We start from the raw sequence: 14636 nt of genomic DNA, 5'->3' as shown, positions 1-14636 counted from the left end.
ACCGGTCTGCGCCCCGCGCTACGGGCGGCCGAAGCCTATTGCGCCGCAGCCGCGGCTGCTCTTGCCGATCGGCTCGTGCATAGCCCGATCGATCGCGAACAGCGCGCGGCGCACGGGTTCGCGTGGGTCGCGACGACGGTTGCCGCGCTGGAGGCAGTGCTCGGCTGGTACGAAGCGGGCGAGGGGGCGAACGCGCTCGACGCGAAGGTGGCGACACTTGCTTTGGCCGAGGGGATCGGCCAGCTCGTCGGCGGCCTGCCGATGGGGCAGAACGAGATGTTTCGCCCCGCCGATCTCGGGCTGGGCGCCGAGGCCCGCGCGCTCGCCGATAGCTGCGCCGCGCTGCTCGACGCAGATCATGCGGCACTTCGGGCCGACGTCGCGGCTGCGCTCGCCGACGGTCACTGGCCAGGCGAGTCGCTGCACGACTCCGACCTCGATGCGATCCGCGACCAGTTTCGTCGCTTCACCGATGTCGAGATCGTCCCGCACGCCCACGGCTGGCATCTGGCCAACGCGCTGATCCCCGACGCCACGGTGCAGGCAATGGCCGACCTCGGTACCTTCGGCGTATGCATCCCCGAGGAGTTCGGCGGGCTGGGCCTGTCGAAGCTGGTGATGTGCATCGTTACCGAGGAACTGTCGCGCGGGTGGATCGGCGCGGGGTCGCTCGGTACTCGGTCGGAAATTGCGGGCGAACTGATCGCGACGGGCGGGACCGATGCGCAGAAGGCAGAATGGTTGCCGAAGATCGCGAGCGGCGGCGTTTTGCCGACCGCGGTGTTCACTGAACCCGACACCGGATCGGACCTCGGCTCGCTCCAGACGCGCGCGCACCGGGATGCGAACGGCGCGTGGCTGATCGATGGTGCGAAGACCTGGATCACCCATGCGGCGCGGTCAGATTTGATGACCCTGCTCGCGAGGACGGTTTCCGATGCGAAGGGCTATGCTGGCCTCTCGATGCTGCTTGTCCCCAAGCCGCGCGGGATCGAGGACGATCCCTTTCCCGCGGCGGGCATGAGCGGCAGCGAAATCGAGGTGCTCGGTTATCGCGGGATGCGCGAATATGCACTGCAATTCGATGCGATGAAGGCGCCCGCCGACGCGCTTCTCGGCGGCATGGAAGGGCAGGGGTTCAAGCAGTTGATGCGCACCTTCGAAGGCGCGCGCATCCAGACCGCCGCGCGCGCGGTGGGGGTTGCGCGGCGCGCGCTCGAACTGGGGCTCGATTATGCGCTGTCGCGCCGGCAGTTCGGCAAGGCGATCGTCGATTTCCCGCGCGTCGCCGACAAGCTGGCGATGGGCCTCGTCGATTTCGTCACCGCGCGCGAACTGAGCTACGCCGCCGCGCGCGCGAAGGATCGCGGCAAGCGCTGTGATATCGAGGCGGGGATGGCGAAGCTGCTTGCGGCGCGCGCCGCTTGGTCGAATGCCGACGCCAGCCTGCAGATCCACGGCGGCAACGGCTATGCGCTCGAATATGAGATCAGCCGGGTGCTGTGCGACGCGCGCATCCTCAATATCTTCGAGGGGGCGGCCGAAATCCAGGCGCAGGTGATCGCGCGCGGGCTGATGGAGGGCCGCAACTAGAGCCAGAGCAAAGGCTGGCGCACCGGGAAGTTACGCACGACCTCGCCGGTCGCGGGGTCGGGATTCAGCTGTTGCCAGTGGTCGAGCCAGTCGCTGCGCCGCAGCGCAACGCCGCCGAAGAGCAGGCTCGGGTGCCGCACCGGGAAACCCTCCCAATATTCGATATCGGGAGCGAGCGGCCATCGGCTCTTGTCGACAATATAGGGCGCCATCCATGCGATGGCGCCGCCGATCGAACGGCCGTCGGTTGTCTTCCATTCGATCAGTTCGCCGGTTTCGTTGCCGAGCAGCCACGCCGCGGCAGCGAGAACGTCGAGGTTGAAGAGCGAATAGGCATAGGCTTTGGTGCGTGCGAGTTCGAGCGGCTGACGGCCGTCGGGTTCGATCTGCGTCGGGATGATCACGGTCTTCAGCCGCGCGCGCGTATCGGCGAGAATATCCGCGCGGCCGATCAGCGCGGCGAAGGACGCCGCTTGCAGCAGCCAGCAGGTACCGTGATTATTCTTTTCGTCGCGTTCTTCGTTACCGAAGGGCGAGGTGGTGAGCCAGTCGAGATAGGCACTGAACCAAGCCTCGACGCCGGCGCGGATCGCGGCATATCCCGGCGCGTTCAGTCTCGCGAACAGCGCGGCGGCGCGTGCGACCTCGACGATCTGCAGCGTGTCGATAACACCGATCGCGCGGCCCTGATTCACTCCGATTATCGCCTGGGCATGGTTGAGGTTCGGGTTCATTCGCGTCGCCGGGTCGACGAACCAGGCGGCAAGGTGGCGCATCGCGGCGCCGGCGAAGCGGGTCTCGCGGGTGAGGTCCCATAGCGCCGCGAGCGCGGGTACGGTGCGGCCGAAGGCGATCAGCGCGTCGCGGTGCCCGTCGAACTTGTCGGGGTTCGATCGGCCGTCGCGGCGGATATATGCGCCGCCGGGATTCGCGGGGTCGGGCCACCAATAATCGCCTTCGGAATAATAATCCTGCGGACCCGCCGGGCTGCGCGGGGCGGGGATGGCGGCGATCGTGCGCGGAACCGCGGCGAGCAATGTTCCGGCCTGCGGCAGCAGGCGGCGGCGTTCGATCGCGGGAATATCGGGCCCGCCGGGTCGTGGCCGCGCCCAAGCAGCCGGCGCGGCAACGAGGGTGGCGAGAAGCAGGGTACGGCGCGCAATCATCGATGGACCTGGGGGACGCGGTAGCGCAACAACAGGTCGCCGCTCGCGTCGCGCGGATAGGCACCGGGACCCCAGGCAGTATCGGCGCGGACGAGCAGCTCGGCAAGCGCCTCGACGGGCCATTTCATTTCCCGGTACGGCCAGTCGGCAGCGCGGCCGCGATAGGCCGCGACATAGTCGGTCGCCTTGCGCAGCGACCGGCCCTTCGCCGCCCCCTCTCCGTAAAGGTCGACGCCAAGGCACGCGGCGCTGTCGGCGACGGTGTAGGCAGCATCGAGCGCGTAGAGCGAATAATGGAAGCTGCGCGTGCGTGTGAGTTCGTCGGGCAGTGCGCCCGACGGGTCCATCTGCCGTTCGAGCCGCGCTTTCGGAAAGGCCGCGAAGACCCCGCGCGCGACATCGGGGCGGCGCGCGAACAGCGCGTAGCGCGCGAGCTGCGCGTCATACCAGATGCCGTGATTGTTGTTTTTCGCGCCCTCGCCCTTGCCGTTCGGGCTTTTGCGCATCCAGTCGATGTAGCGCGCGAACCAGTTTTCGAGGGCGCTGGTCTCGGCGGGCGACAGCGCTCCCGACGGCGCGATCAACCCTGCGGCGTCGATCACGCCGATGAAGCTCGCGCCGTCGAGCACCCCTTCGGGCCGGCCGTTCGAAACGCCGGGTACCGCCTGCGCATAGTTCATATTGGGGTTCATCGCCGTCGCGGGATCGAGGAACCAGCTGCGGATCACCCGCGCGGCGCCATCGGCATATCGTGGATTGCCGCTGTAATAATAGGCGAGCGCGAGCGTGTCGGCCTCGCGCGCCATCCGGGCGAGCGCGCTGCGGTCGAAGCGGTTGGTTTCGCGCTCGGGGTTCGCCTCGCCGTCGCGGCGCACATAGGGTGCCCTGGGGTTCGACGCGGGCCACCAATAGGGAGCGAGGCTGACATAATCGTGGCGGTCGCCCGACAGGGGGATGGATCGCTTGTCCATCACCGATGCGGGCTTGGTCGCGAGCGCCTTGTCGGCGCGCGCGATCAGACCCCGGTAGGCGGCACCGATCGCCGGGTCGTCGGGCAATGCCGCCTTGATTGCCTCGAGATCCCCCGGGCGCAGTGTAAAGGTCCGCCGGCCGCCGAAGTCGGCGGCATATCCTTCGCTTCCCTGACAGATCGCGGGGGAAGAAAAGGCCGCCGCCGTCGACGGGAAGGTCGCGGCGGCGGTGGCCAGGGCCAGGGGGAGGACGCTTCTCCCGATCCGCATCAGAGACGGACCCGGAACCCGAAGAAATATTGCGTGCCGCCGCGTGATACCTCGGCGATGCTGTCGTAACCGCCCTTGACCATGATATCGTTGGTCCCCGTGACGTTGAGCGCCTGCAGCTTGACCTGGACATTCTTCGTGAGGTCGTACTGCGCCGACAGGTTGAGGTAGGTGCCGCCGCGAATCTCGCGGTTGGTGCCGCCGTTCGGCTTGTAATAGCCCGAACGATACCGAAGGTTGGCGCGCAGCGAGAGACCCCATTTTTCGAACCATACCGATCCGCTCGCGGTCCATTTCGACAGCCCGATCAGATTCGCCGGATCGACATAGTCGGCGATCGGCGAGGTGTCGGGATATTCGAAGTTGGCGAAGGCGCGGTTGACCGACCCCTGGATGCCCAGACCGTCGAGCGGGCCGGGGAGCCAGGTCAGCGCGTGGCTCGCCGTCGCCTCGATTCCATAGAGATGGCGGGTCTCGAGGTCGTTCGTCGGCGCCACCGGGGCGATGGTGACGGTTTCGGTCACCGGCGCGCCGCCGTCGCGGATCGTCGTGATGGTGACATCGGTGGGAATCGGTTCCTCGCCGCTGATCACCGTGCCCTTCGCCCATTTGTAATAACCCGCGACCGAAATCAGCGTGTCTTTCGAAGCATAGAGTTCGACGCTGGCGTCGAGGTTCCACGCGCGAAGCGGCTTGAGGTTCGGGTTGCCCGTCGTCGCGTTGAAGATGATGTCATCGACGCCAGAGGCCGAGGTGGTCGGGTTGAGGTTCACCCCCGCGCCGAAGCTTTCGATCCCCGATCGCGCGATCGCACGATAGGCGGCGAGGCGCAGCTTCACCTGATCCGACAGGTCGAAGGCGATGTTCGCGCTCGGCAGGAAATAATTGTAGCTGCCCTTCGCGCGGTTCGTTTCGAGCGGGCGATCGGGATCGACCCCGATCGAATAGGTGTCGCCGATCGAATCGATGACAATCCGGTAAGGCTGGCGGAAACCGATCGACGTGATGTCGGTCTTGACCCAGCGCAGCCCGACGTTGCCGCTGAACGGGACGTTGCCGGCATCCGAGGCGAAATTCGCCATCGCATAAGCGGCGTAGATGCGTTCGGTGACATCGATGTCGCTCGGGTCGCGGCCGTCGGTCGGATAGGGGAGCGCATCCTCGCCGCCGGTGAACGTGCGGAACAGGCAGTCGTTATCGAAGCTCGCCCATCTGGTGACGTTGGTCCCCATGCCATTCATATAGGATGTTGTGGTAAAGGGGGTGCGGCACTGCTGGTTTGCCTGCGCGATCAGCTGCGCCGGTGTCTGGCCATTGACCGCAACGAGCGTATTGAGGTCGTTGTTGCGCGCATTGTCGTTGGTGCGCCGATGGTCGGAGACGCGGCCGCCGAACTTTATGCCCGTGAAGAAGCCGTCGAGCTCGCGGTCGATGTCGAGCCGCGCCGCCCAGATGCGGTCGGTGCGATCGGTGACGAAGCGGTTGCGCGCGTAGACCGAGTTGGCCGCCGTCGTCAGGAACAGGTTGTGATCGGTGATGTCGAAATTGTCGAAGGTGACGACCGGCACGACATCGTCGTCCTCATAGCTCAGCGTATAGGCGACACGGCGGTTCGACCGCATGCGGGTCTGTTTCTGGGTCTCGGTGCGATGGCTGTTCGAATAGGATGCGTCGAACGAGACGTTCCAGCGGCCGGGCGACCAGATCAGGCTGAGTCCGCCGCCCAGATATTCCTCGACCCGCCGACGGGTCTCAAGCTGGTTTTCGAGGTTGGAGTTGCCGCGATAGCTGATCAGCGCGCCTTCGGAATAGCCGTTGCTGCCGTCGCCGATCAGCAGCGGCTGTACGCCGCGCAGCCCCTCGGTGATCCCCAGGACATTGCGGTTTTCGAGGCTGTTGCGCTTTGAATATTGGCCGTCGACCGAAATTTCGAAATCGCTCGACGGGCGCCACTGGATCGCGCCGATCAGTCCGTCGCGGACTTCCGACGTCGACTGGGTGCGAAAGCTGCGCGACGAATTGGCAAAATAGGTGTCGCCGCGCGTTTCGCCGACGAGTACCGGTGCCGCGCCGGTGCTGGGTGCGACCGACCGCGGGCCGGTCGCGAAGGTGCAGTTGGCCCCCGCGCCGGCCGCGACCAGCGCTGCCGCGGATCCGGTGAGCAGCGACGGGTTGTTCGCCGAGGTGTTGCAGAGCTGGAAGGTCGAATTGGCGTTGTAATAATCTTCGGGTGCGGTCGTGTCCTGCCGCTGGTAGCCGATCGAGACGCCGATATCGCCGATGCCGGTCGAGAACTGGTCGGTGTAGGAGAAGTTGGCGCGGGAGCCGAGGCCGTCGTGCTGATAGACGTCATCGTCCTGCGGCTGGAAATCGCCGCGCACCTCGAACTGGATACGCCGTTTGCCATAATCGAGCGGCTTCATCGACTTGAGTTCGATCACGCCGCCGACGCCGCCCTCGAGGAAGTCGGCGCGCTGGGTCTTGTAGACGAGGACACCGTTGACGAGTTCGGACGGGAATTGCTGGAAGGCGACCGAACGGTCGGGGCCGGCGGTCGAAACCTCGCGTCCGTTGAAGGTCGAGAAGCTCAGCGTCGGCCCAAGGCCGCGCACCGACAGTTCGTTGGCGTTGCCCTTGAAGCGGTCGGCCGAGACGCCGACGATGCGTTCGAGCGTGTCGCCGACCGAATTGTCGGGGGTCGCGCCGATCTCGTCGCTGACGAGGCCGTCGACGACGACGTCGGCGTCGCGCTTGAAGGCGATCGACGAACGCTGGGTCGCGCGGGTGCCGGTAACGAGAATTTCGTCGCCCCCGCCGGCTTCGGATACCGGATCGGCAATCTGAGGTTCGGCGGCTTCCTGCGCCCATGCGGGGGCGGCGGCGAAAAGCGCGGCGGACGCGAGCAGTGCGGCGCGGACCATCGTGACCGGACGTGACGTCATTCCATCTCTCCCTGTTGTTTCGCCGGTTCTGGACGCCGGCGATTGACGATTGATACCGGTGTCAATTTCGAACAGCAAAATTGATACCGGTGTCAATCTTGGATGTAGTACAACTTTGCGCGGCAAGTCAATCGTCGCTTGCGCAAGACCCGATCCTTGCCGTTACGGAATGAACGACGCCGTCAGCGTCGCTGCCGCTTTTGCGCCAGATCGTACATCGCGGTGCCCGCGAGCAAAAAGGCGCCCGAGCCGTAGAATTGCGTTTCGCGCGCCGACACGCTGTCGGGGCGATCGCCGACCTGTTGCACCCAGCCGAGCATGCCGTCGGGTTGCACCGCGCGGCCGAGAGCGTGCCAGCCGCGCACCGCTGCGGGCTCATACGTCGCCCGGTCGAGCAACCCGTTGTCGACACCCCACGCGAAGGCATAGGTGAAGAAGGCGGTGCCGCTCGATTCGGGTGGGGTGCCCGGATCATCGTCGAGCAAGGAGGCGGGCCAATAGCCGTCGGCCTTTTGCAGCGTCACGAGCCTTGCCGCCATTTTTTTGAACAGCCCCTCATAATAGGGGCGCTGCGGATCGTCGTCGCCGAGCACCTGCAGCACGCGGACGAGGCCGCCCATTACCCAGCCGTTGCCACGGCTCCAGAACAGCTTGCGTCCCTTGGCATCGCGCATGCCAAAAAAACGGCTGTCGCGGAAATAGAGGTCCTCAACCGGGTCGAACAGATAGTCGGTCGTCGCCTTCCATTCGGCATGGACGAAGTCGGCGTAGCGCTTGTCGCCGGTCGCGAGCCCGATCCGCAGCATCGTCGGCGGCGCCATGAACAGCGCGTCGCACCAGCACCAGCGCTCGGTGCACAGCGAATATCCGCCGCCTGGCTGCGTGGGGATGAATTCGAGGCTGTTCGTGCGGCGGTTGGTGAAGACGTTGTCGAAATAGGCACGCGCGGGCACAAGTGCCTCGGTGCCGCCACCGTTGCGCGCCGCCCACTCCCACGCCTGCGCGATCAACTGGTCGTCGGCGTGATAGGCGAGCTTGCCGAGCTGCCATTTCTCGGTTCGGCCAAGGGTGACGACGGGGTCCCGGTATCGCGCGTCGCGATCGGCGAGGTCGGTGAGTGCGACCCAGAAGGTCGCCTGTTGCCAGTCGCGGGGCTCGCGGACGCTCGGCCGCGCGGCGGGCATCTTGTCCCACGCCTCGCGGTGCGTGAGCTGCCAGTCGGCGACGCGGCGCGTTTCGGCAAGGATGGCGGCGGGCTGCGGCATGACGGGTTCGGCCGGAATCGCGACCGCCGCGGGGGTGGTCATCATCAAGGCGAAGAGGCTCAGCGACATGGCGTTTCCTTTGCGGGCGTAAGAGCGATCGAAGACAGGGTGAGGCGCATCGGTGCGCTCGACGAGAGTGCGAAGGGAACGGTGACGCTGCCCAGCCGCGCGCCGGGAAGGCACGCGAGCGGGATCGACAATGTCTGCCAGCCCTTGCCTGCGATGGCGGCGAGGCGGTGTGCAATATCGACTCGCGCGGTGCAGCCCGGACCGCAGCGCAGTTCGAGCATCGCCGTCGCGGTTGGTGCCTGATCGACCCGCAGGTCGAGCGTCAGTGCGAGCGGCCCGGCGCCCGACAGGTCAGTGGCGCGCGGATTGGCGACGATCAATGTCCCGCGCGACTTGCCCGACCAGATGATTTCGCGCGCATCCTCCTGCGCGTCGCGATCGACCGGGCGGACCGCAAGCGCGCCGTTGTCGGCGGCACCGCTGATCGCCTGCGGGCTGTCGTTGGCGCCGTCGATCTGGAGCAACCGCGTGCCAAGAGCGCGCCCGCGTGCGAAGATCGTGCCGGTGGGCGGCTGTTCGATCGCGATGCCGGGATCTTCGGGCAGGCGCGTGGCGGGGCTGCGATCGGCGAGTTTCAGGCCGTAGCCGAAAGGATAAAGCGGCTTGTAACCCGCGTCGCCGATATTGAGCGGCGCGCCTTTCGCGTCGGCCGGCCACGAGAAGGGCAGTGTGCCGCTGAAGTCGGTCTTGCCGAACAGGACGTCGGCGACCCCGCCGCCTTCGGATCCCGGGAGCCACGCCGCGACGAAGGCATCGGCGGCGTTGATGTGGCGGTTGATCCACAGCGGACGGCCCGAGAGGAAAACGGCGACCACAGGAATGCCAGCCGCCTTGAGCCGTTTCATCGCATCGAGGCTGCCGCGCGTGTCGTCGAAATAAAGATCGGCGCGGTCGCCCTGAAATTCGGCGTAGGGATCCTCGCCGAACACAATAATTGCGGCGTCGGGCCTGGCCGTGAAGCGGCCTTCGGGTGACAGGTCCGCAGCGCCGCCGGCCGCCGTCACGGCATCGCGCACCCCGGCGAAGATCGACGTTGCGCCGGGGAAATGCTCGGGCTTGGTCCCCGTTCCCTGCCAGGTGAGCGTCCAGCCGCCCGACTGCTTGCCGACATCGTCGGCACCGTCGCCCGCGACAAGGATGCGGGTATCGGCCTTGAGCGGCAGGACGCCATTGTTCTTGAGCAGCACCAGCGATTCCTGCACCGCCTGCCGCGCCACCGCGCGATGGCCGGGCGCGCCGAGCAGGTCGTACCGGCCGGCATAGGCGCGCGTCGACGGCTTGCCCGCCTCGAACAGTCCGGCGCGCAGCTTGACGCGCAGGACACGGCGTACCGCATCGTCGAGCCGCGCCATCGGCAGCGTGCCCGCCTTTGCTGCGGCGAGGGTCGAGGCGTAAAGCCCCTTCCAGCTCGCCGGCCCCATGTACATGTCGAGCCCCGCGGCGATCGATGCGGGGCATTCGGTCGGCGAGCAGCCCGGAACCCTGGCATGTCCGTCCCAGTCGCCGACGACCAGCCCGTCGAACCCCCAGCGCTGTTTGAGCACGCCGGTGAGCAGGCTGGCATTGCCGTGCATCTTGACGCCATTCCATCCCGAAAAGCTCGCCATCACGCTTTGCACGTCGGCGCCGAGCGCGGCGACATAGGCGGGGGCATGGAGGCGAATCAGTTCGAATTCGTCGATCTTCGCGTCGCCGCGGTCACGCCCGTCCGCCGTGCCGCCGTCGGCGAGGAAGTGCTTGGCGGTGGCGATGATATGCGCGCCCTTCAGCCAGTCGGCGTCGCCGCGCCGGCCCTGCAGCCCATGGACAAGTGCTGCGGCATAGCGTGTCGCGATCGCCGGATCCTCGCCGAAGCTTTCATAGGTGCGGCCCCAGCGGTCGTCGCGCGCGACCGCGATCGTCGGCGCGAAGGTCCAGTCGAGCCCGGTCACGCGCATCTCGATCGCGGTCACCTCGCCGATCTTTTCCATCAGCGCCGGATTCCGCGCTGCGCCGAGCCCGATATTGTGCGGAAAGAGCGTCGCGCCGACGATATTATTGTGGCCGTGGACCGCATCCGATCCCCACATCACGGGGATGCGCGGCAGCTTGCCGTTCGGGCGCATCGACGCGTCATAATAGGCGTCGGCCGCCGTCACCCACGCCGAGGCCGGGCCGAATTCGTCGCCGCCGGGCGACGAGCTGCCGCCGTTGAGGATCGAGCCGAGGTGATATTTTGCGACATCGTCGGGCGTTGTGCTGCCGATATCGCCCTGGATGATCTGGCCGACCTTTTGTTCGAGCGACATGGCGGCCAGGAGCGCGTCGATGCGCGCTTCGGCGGTCGCATCGGGGGCGTGGGCAACGATGGCGGGCCAGCGATCGGGACGCGCGATGCCCTCGTCCGCAGCGGCCGCTCCTGCCATCAGCGCCATCGCACCCATGAGCCACCCGCTTCGCTTCACCCGTCCACTCCCTCTTTTGGCCACTCGCTTTTTGGGACCGTTCACATATTCCTTTCCCTTTTGTCGCGATCCTGTCAATAAGGTTGTCAGACAACTTCGATATCGGGCCGAGAGGAAGATTATGCCGAAGATCGTGTCAGCGCGCGTCATGGTGACGAGTCCGGGGCGCAATTTCGTCACGCTGAAGATAGAATGCGACGACGGCACCACCGGCGTCGGCGACGCGACGCTCAATGGCCGCGAGCTCGCGGTCGCGAGCTATCTGTCCGACCATGTCGTCCCCTGCCTGATCGGGCGCGACGCGCACCGGATCGAGGATATCTGGCAATATCTCTACAAGGGCGCCTATTGGCGCCGCGGTCCCGTGACCATGAGCGCAATCGCTGCGGTCGACATGGCTTTGTGGGACATCAAGGGCAAGATTGCCGGACTGCCGGTGTACCAGCTGCTCGGCGGCGCATCGCGCGAAGGGTGCATGGTCTATGGCCATGCCAACGGCACCAGCATTGCCGATACGATCGAGGCGGCGCTCGATTATCAGCGACAGGGGTATAAGGCGATCCGCCTGCAATGCGGGGTGCCCGGCATGGCGTCGACCTATGGAGTCAGCAAGGACCGTTATTTCTACGAGCCCGCCGACGCCGATCTGCCGAGCGAGAATGTCTGGAACACCAGCAAATATCTGCGCGTCGTCCCCGAACTGTTCGCCGCCGCGCGCGAGGCGCTCGGCTGGGACGTTCATCTGCTCCACGACGTCCACCACCGGCTGACCCCGATCGAGGCGGCGCGGCTCGGCAAGGATCTCGAGCCGTACCGTCCCTTCTGGATCGAGGATGCGACCCCGGCCGAGGATCAGGACGCCTTCCGCCTGATCCGCCAGCACACCACGACGCCGCTCGCCGTCGGCGAGATTTTCTCGTCGGTGTGGGACTGCAAGGCGCTGATCGAGAACCGGCTGATCGATTATATTCGCGCGACCGTGCTCCACGCGGGCGGGATCACCCATATGCGCCAGATCGCCTCGCTCGCCGACCTGTACCAGATCCGCACCGGCTGCCACGGTGCGACCGACCTGTCGCCGGTGACGATGGCGGCGGCGCTGCACCTGGGGCTCGCAATACCCAATTTCGGAATACAGGAATATATGCGCCACACGCCCGAAACCGACGCGGTCTTTCCGCATGAATACAGCTTCGCCGATGGCATGCTCCATCCGGGCGACGCGCCCGGGCTCGGGGTCGATATCGACGAGGCGCTTGCCGAAACCTTTCCTTACGCCCGCGCCTATCTGCCGGTGAACCGGCTCGAGGACGGCACGATGTGGAGTTGGTGATGCGCGCGCTTCTCACCCTCACCCTCACCCTCGCGCTGCTTGCGGCACCGGCCGCGGCGCAGGATCATCGGCCGCTACGCCCCGCAACGGCGGAAGAACAGAAGGCGCGGGTGGCGGTGTCGATCGCCGATTATCGTTTTGACGACCTGCTCTGGGAAAACGACCGGATCGCGTTCCGTATCTATGGCCGCGCGCTGGAGGCGGCCGAACCGCCATCGTCGTCGGGGATCGACGCATGGGGCAAACGGGTGCGCTGGCCCTATATGGACCGGCAGCTTCGCACTGGCGACCAGCATGCCGACCATGGCGAGGGGATCGATTTCTATAATGTCGGCACCGGACGCGGGATCGGCGGGCTTGGCATCTGGCACGACAACAAGCTGTGGACCTCGCGCAACTATGTGCGGCCCGAAATCCTGCGTTCGGGCCCCGACGTCGCCGACTTCAGCGTCGATTACGAGCCATGGCCGGTCGATACCGTCCGTACGGTGCGCGAGACACGCCGCTTCACACTGCCCGCGGGGACGAACTTCACGAAGCTGACCTCGACAATCGGGTCGAGCAACGACGACGAACTGGTCGTCGGCATCGGCATTTCGAAACGGCCGGTCAACGGCGGCCAATCGGGCGAAGTGAAGAAAGACGGTACGGCCGCCCGCCTGACATGGTGGGGACCCGCCGATGGTGAAAAGGGGCGTATGGCGGCCGCGGTAATGGTCGATCCTGCCGCGTTCGCCGGCTTTGCCGAGGACGCCGACAATGTTCTGATCCTGGTCCGTGTGCAGCCGGACCGACCCTTTGTCTATTACAGCGGCGCGGCGTGGGATCGTGGCGGCGATTTCGCGACGAAGGGCGCGTGGCAGGCCTATGTCGATGCGCAGCGCCCCGACTTCCGTCCGGCCACGATGCGCTAGTCAGCGTAGCGGCACGATGATAGGCACCCGCATATGGCGGTAACCAAGGCGGCGTCACTGGCGGACGATCTCGTCCAGCGTTTCGAGGAACGGATCGAGTCGGGTGACATGCCACCCGGATCGCGCTTCCCGACTGAAAAGGCGATTACCGAGGATTTCGGCGTCAGCCGCACCGTCGTGCGCGAGGCCTATTCGCGGCTCGCCGCGCGCGGCCTGCTCGAATCGCGCCGGGGTTCGGGTGCCTATGTCCCCGACGGCGCGCAATACCGGGCGTTTCAGGTCACGGCCGAGGAGATCGGCGAGATCGACGATGTGCTGAAACTGCTCGAAATGCGTATGGGGTTCGAAGCCGAGATGGCCGACCTTGCGGCGCGCCGCCGAACCGGCGCCGATCTCGCCGAACTCCACCGCGCGCTCGCGGCGATGGAGGAAAGCACCGACGTCGACGCTTCGGTCACCGCCGACGCGGCGTTTCACGCGGCCATCGCCAGCGCGACGGGGAACCCCTATTTCCTCCGTTTCACCCAATTTCTCGGCGTCCGGCTCGTCCCGTCGCGGCGGCTGTATCTGCAGGGTGATGATCCGGTGCGCCATCAGCGCTACGCCCGCACGATCAACCGCGACCATGAGGCGATCGTCGCAGCGATCGAGGCCGGTGATCCCGCGGCTGCGCGCCGCGCCGCGCGACGTCACATCGAAAAATCGATCCTTCGTTACCGCACGCTCAAGGAGGGCGGGCACGGGCTGCTTGCCCGCTAGAATCCGGATCTAGGGCGCCGTTCCGCCGCCGAGCGCCTGATAGAGCGCGACATAAGCGGTGAGGCGGTCGGCGCGCAGCTGGATGAGCGCGAGATCGACTCCCAGCAAGGCACGCTGGGCATCGATCTGTTCGAGATAGGGCGAATAGCCGGCGCGATAGCGATTGGTCGCATGGCGCAACGCGTCGGCGACCGCGGTGCGCTGGGCGAGCAGCGCACGCTCCTGCGCGGTCAGCCGGTCGATTATCGCGAGCTGGTCCTCGACCTCGCGAAAGGCGGCGAGCACCGCGCGGCGATAGCCGAATGCCGCCTGATCGCGCTGCGCGGTCGCGGCATCGAACTGGCCCTGCAGCCGCCCGCCCTGGAACAGGGGGGCCAATATGCTGCCGCCGATCGACCAGATGCTGATCGGGTCGGGAAGCAGCGACGAGACCGACGCGCCCGCCGAAGCCGACAGGCGGACCTGCGGCAGGAATTGCGCCCGCGCGACGCGAAGATTCGCGTCGGTCGCGGCGAGCGCATATTCGGCCTGCGCAATGTCGGGACGGCGCCGCACGAGGTCCGACGGCAGGACATCGGGGACGACCGGCGGCGACAGCGCGTCGAAGTCGCGGCCGCGCGCGATCTCCGTGGGCATTTCGCCGACGAGCAGCGACAGCGCATTTTCCTGCCGCGCGATTGCGGCCTCGATCGCCGGAATCTGCTGTTCGGTCGCGCGATATTCGGCTTCGGCCTGCCGCAGCTCGAGCTGCGAGGTATAACCCGCTTCGGTACGGTCGCGTGCGATACGCAGCGCCTCGCCGCGCGATCCCAGCGTCTCGATCAGCAACTGGCGGCGGTCGTCGAGCGCAAGCAGGCTGATATAGCCGCTCGCGGTCGCCGCGCTGACCGACAGCGTCGCCGCCTCGCGC

Annotated in this window: 10 protein-coding genes; 4 read left to right on the top strand and 6 right to left on the bottom strand. The window is 66.5% G+C overall.

Going from position 1 to position 14636, the window contains the following annotated elements; genetic code table 11:
• Nucleotides 1–6 precede the first annotated feature (6 nt).
• Nucleotides 7–1593, top strand: a complete 1587-nt coding sequence (locus VN047_RS13185) for an acyl-CoA dehydrogenase family protein (RefSeq protein WP_414712705.1) — start codon at nt 7–9, stop codon at nt 1591–1593.
• Here the strand turns inward: VN047_RS13185 and VN047_RS13180 are convergent.
• The 5 genes from VN047_RS13180 to VN047_RS13160 all read right to left on the bottom strand — a co-directional run bounded on the left by VN047_RS13180 (nt 1590) and on the right by VN047_RS13160 (nt 10720).
• Nucleotides 1590–2759, bottom strand: coding sequence for an alginate lyase family protein (locus VN047_RS13180; RefSeq protein WP_325543390.1), 1170 nt, complete (start codon nt 2757–2759; stop codon nt 1590–1592). The two genes, VN047_RS13185 and VN047_RS13180, sit on opposite strands and share 4 nt — an antisense overlap.
• Nucleotides 2756–4000 (bottom strand): alginate lyase family protein, encoded by a 1245-nt coding sequence (locus VN047_RS13175; RefSeq protein WP_325543388.1) that lies wholly within the window; start codon nt 3998–4000, stop codon nt 2756–2758. The genes VN047_RS13180 and VN047_RS13175 overlap by 4 nt, the downstream gene beginning before the upstream one ends.
• Nucleotides 4000–6942, bottom strand: a complete 2943-nt coding sequence (locus VN047_RS13170) for a TonB-dependent receptor (protein WP_325543387.1) — start codon at nt 6940–6942, stop codon at nt 4000–4002. Before VN047_RS13170 ends, VN047_RS13175 begins: the two co-directional genes overlap by 1 nt.
• A gap of 182 nt (nt 6943–7124) precedes the next feature.
• Nucleotides 7125–8276, bottom strand: coding sequence for a glycoside hydrolase family 88/105 protein (locus VN047_RS13165; protein WP_325543385.1), 1152 nt, complete (start codon nt 8274–8276; stop codon nt 7125–7127).
• Complete coding sequence (locus tag VN047_RS13160) at nt 8267–10720, bottom strand: exo 1,3/1,4-beta-D-glucan glucohydrolase (RefSeq protein ID WP_325543383.1); 2454 nt, start codon at nt 10718–10720, stop codon at nt 8267–8269. The genes VN047_RS13165 and VN047_RS13160 overlap by 10 nt, the downstream gene beginning before the upstream one ends.
• Before the next feature lie 121 nt (nt 10721–10841).
• On the opposite strand from VN047_RS13160, the gene manD reads away from it, so the two are divergent.
• From manD to VN047_RS13145, 3 genes are read left to right on the top strand one after another with little or no spacing between them, the layout of a single operon-like run.
• Nucleotides 10842–12053 (top strand): D-mannonate dehydratase ManD, encoded by a 1212-nt coding sequence (gene manD, locus VN047_RS13155; protein WP_325543382.1) that lies wholly within the window; start codon nt 10842–10844, stop codon nt 12051–12053.
• Nucleotides 12053–12967 (top strand): DUF4861 family protein, encoded by a 915-nt coding sequence (locus VN047_RS13150; protein WP_325543380.1) that lies wholly within the window; start codon nt 12053–12055, stop codon nt 12965–12967. The genes manD and VN047_RS13150 overlap by 1 nt, the downstream gene beginning before the upstream one ends.
• A 33-nt stretch (nt 12968–13000) precedes the next feature.
• Entirely contained in the window at nt 13001–13726 is a 726-nt protein-coding gene (locus VN047_RS13145) for a FadR/GntR family transcriptional regulator (RefSeq protein WP_325543379.1), read from the top strand.
• Between the two features lie 9 nt (nt 13727–13735).
• Here VN047_RS13145 and VN047_RS13140 read toward each other — a convergent pair.
• Nucleotides 13736–14636, bottom strand: a 901-nt coding sequence (locus VN047_RS13140) for an efflux transporter outer membrane subunit (RefSeq protein WP_325543377.1), incomplete at its 5' end; no start/stop codon positions are given.

The organism is Sphingopyxis sp., assembly GCF_035565275.1.
Classification (GTDB): Bacteria; Pseudomonadota; Alphaproteobacteria; order Sphingomonadales; family Sphingomonadaceae; genus Sphingopyxis.
This window is presented reverse-complemented; position numbering and strand designations above follow the sequence as displayed.

Coding starts and splice junctions, on each gene's coding strand:
- VN047_RS13180 (WP_325543390.1), bottom strand. CDS start 2,759: ATGATTGCGCGCCGTACCCTGCTTCTCGCCACCCTCGTTGCCGCGCCG.
- VN047_RS13175 (WP_325543388.1), bottom strand. CDS start 4,000: ATGCGGATCGGGAGAAGCGTCCTCCCCCTGGCCCTGGCCACCGCCGCC.
- VN047_RS13170 (WP_325543387.1), bottom strand. CDS start 6,942: ATGACGTCACGTCCGGTCACGATGGTCCGCGCCGCACTGCTCGCGTCC.
- VN047_RS13165 (WP_325543385.1), bottom strand. CDS start 8,276: ATGTCGCTGAGCCTCTTCGCCTTGATGATGACCACCCCCGCGGCGGTC.
- manD (WP_325543382.1), top strand. CDS start 10,842: ATGCCGAAGATCGTGTCAGCGCGCGTCATGGTGACGAGTCCGGGGCGC.
- VN047_RS13150 (WP_325543380.1), top strand. CDS start 12,053: ATGCGCGCGCTTCTCACCCTCACCCTCACCCTCGCGCTGCTTGCGGCA.
- VN047_RS13145 (WP_325543379.1), top strand. CDS start 13,001: ATGGCGGTAACCAAGGCGGCGTCACTGGCGGACGATCTCGTCCAGCGT.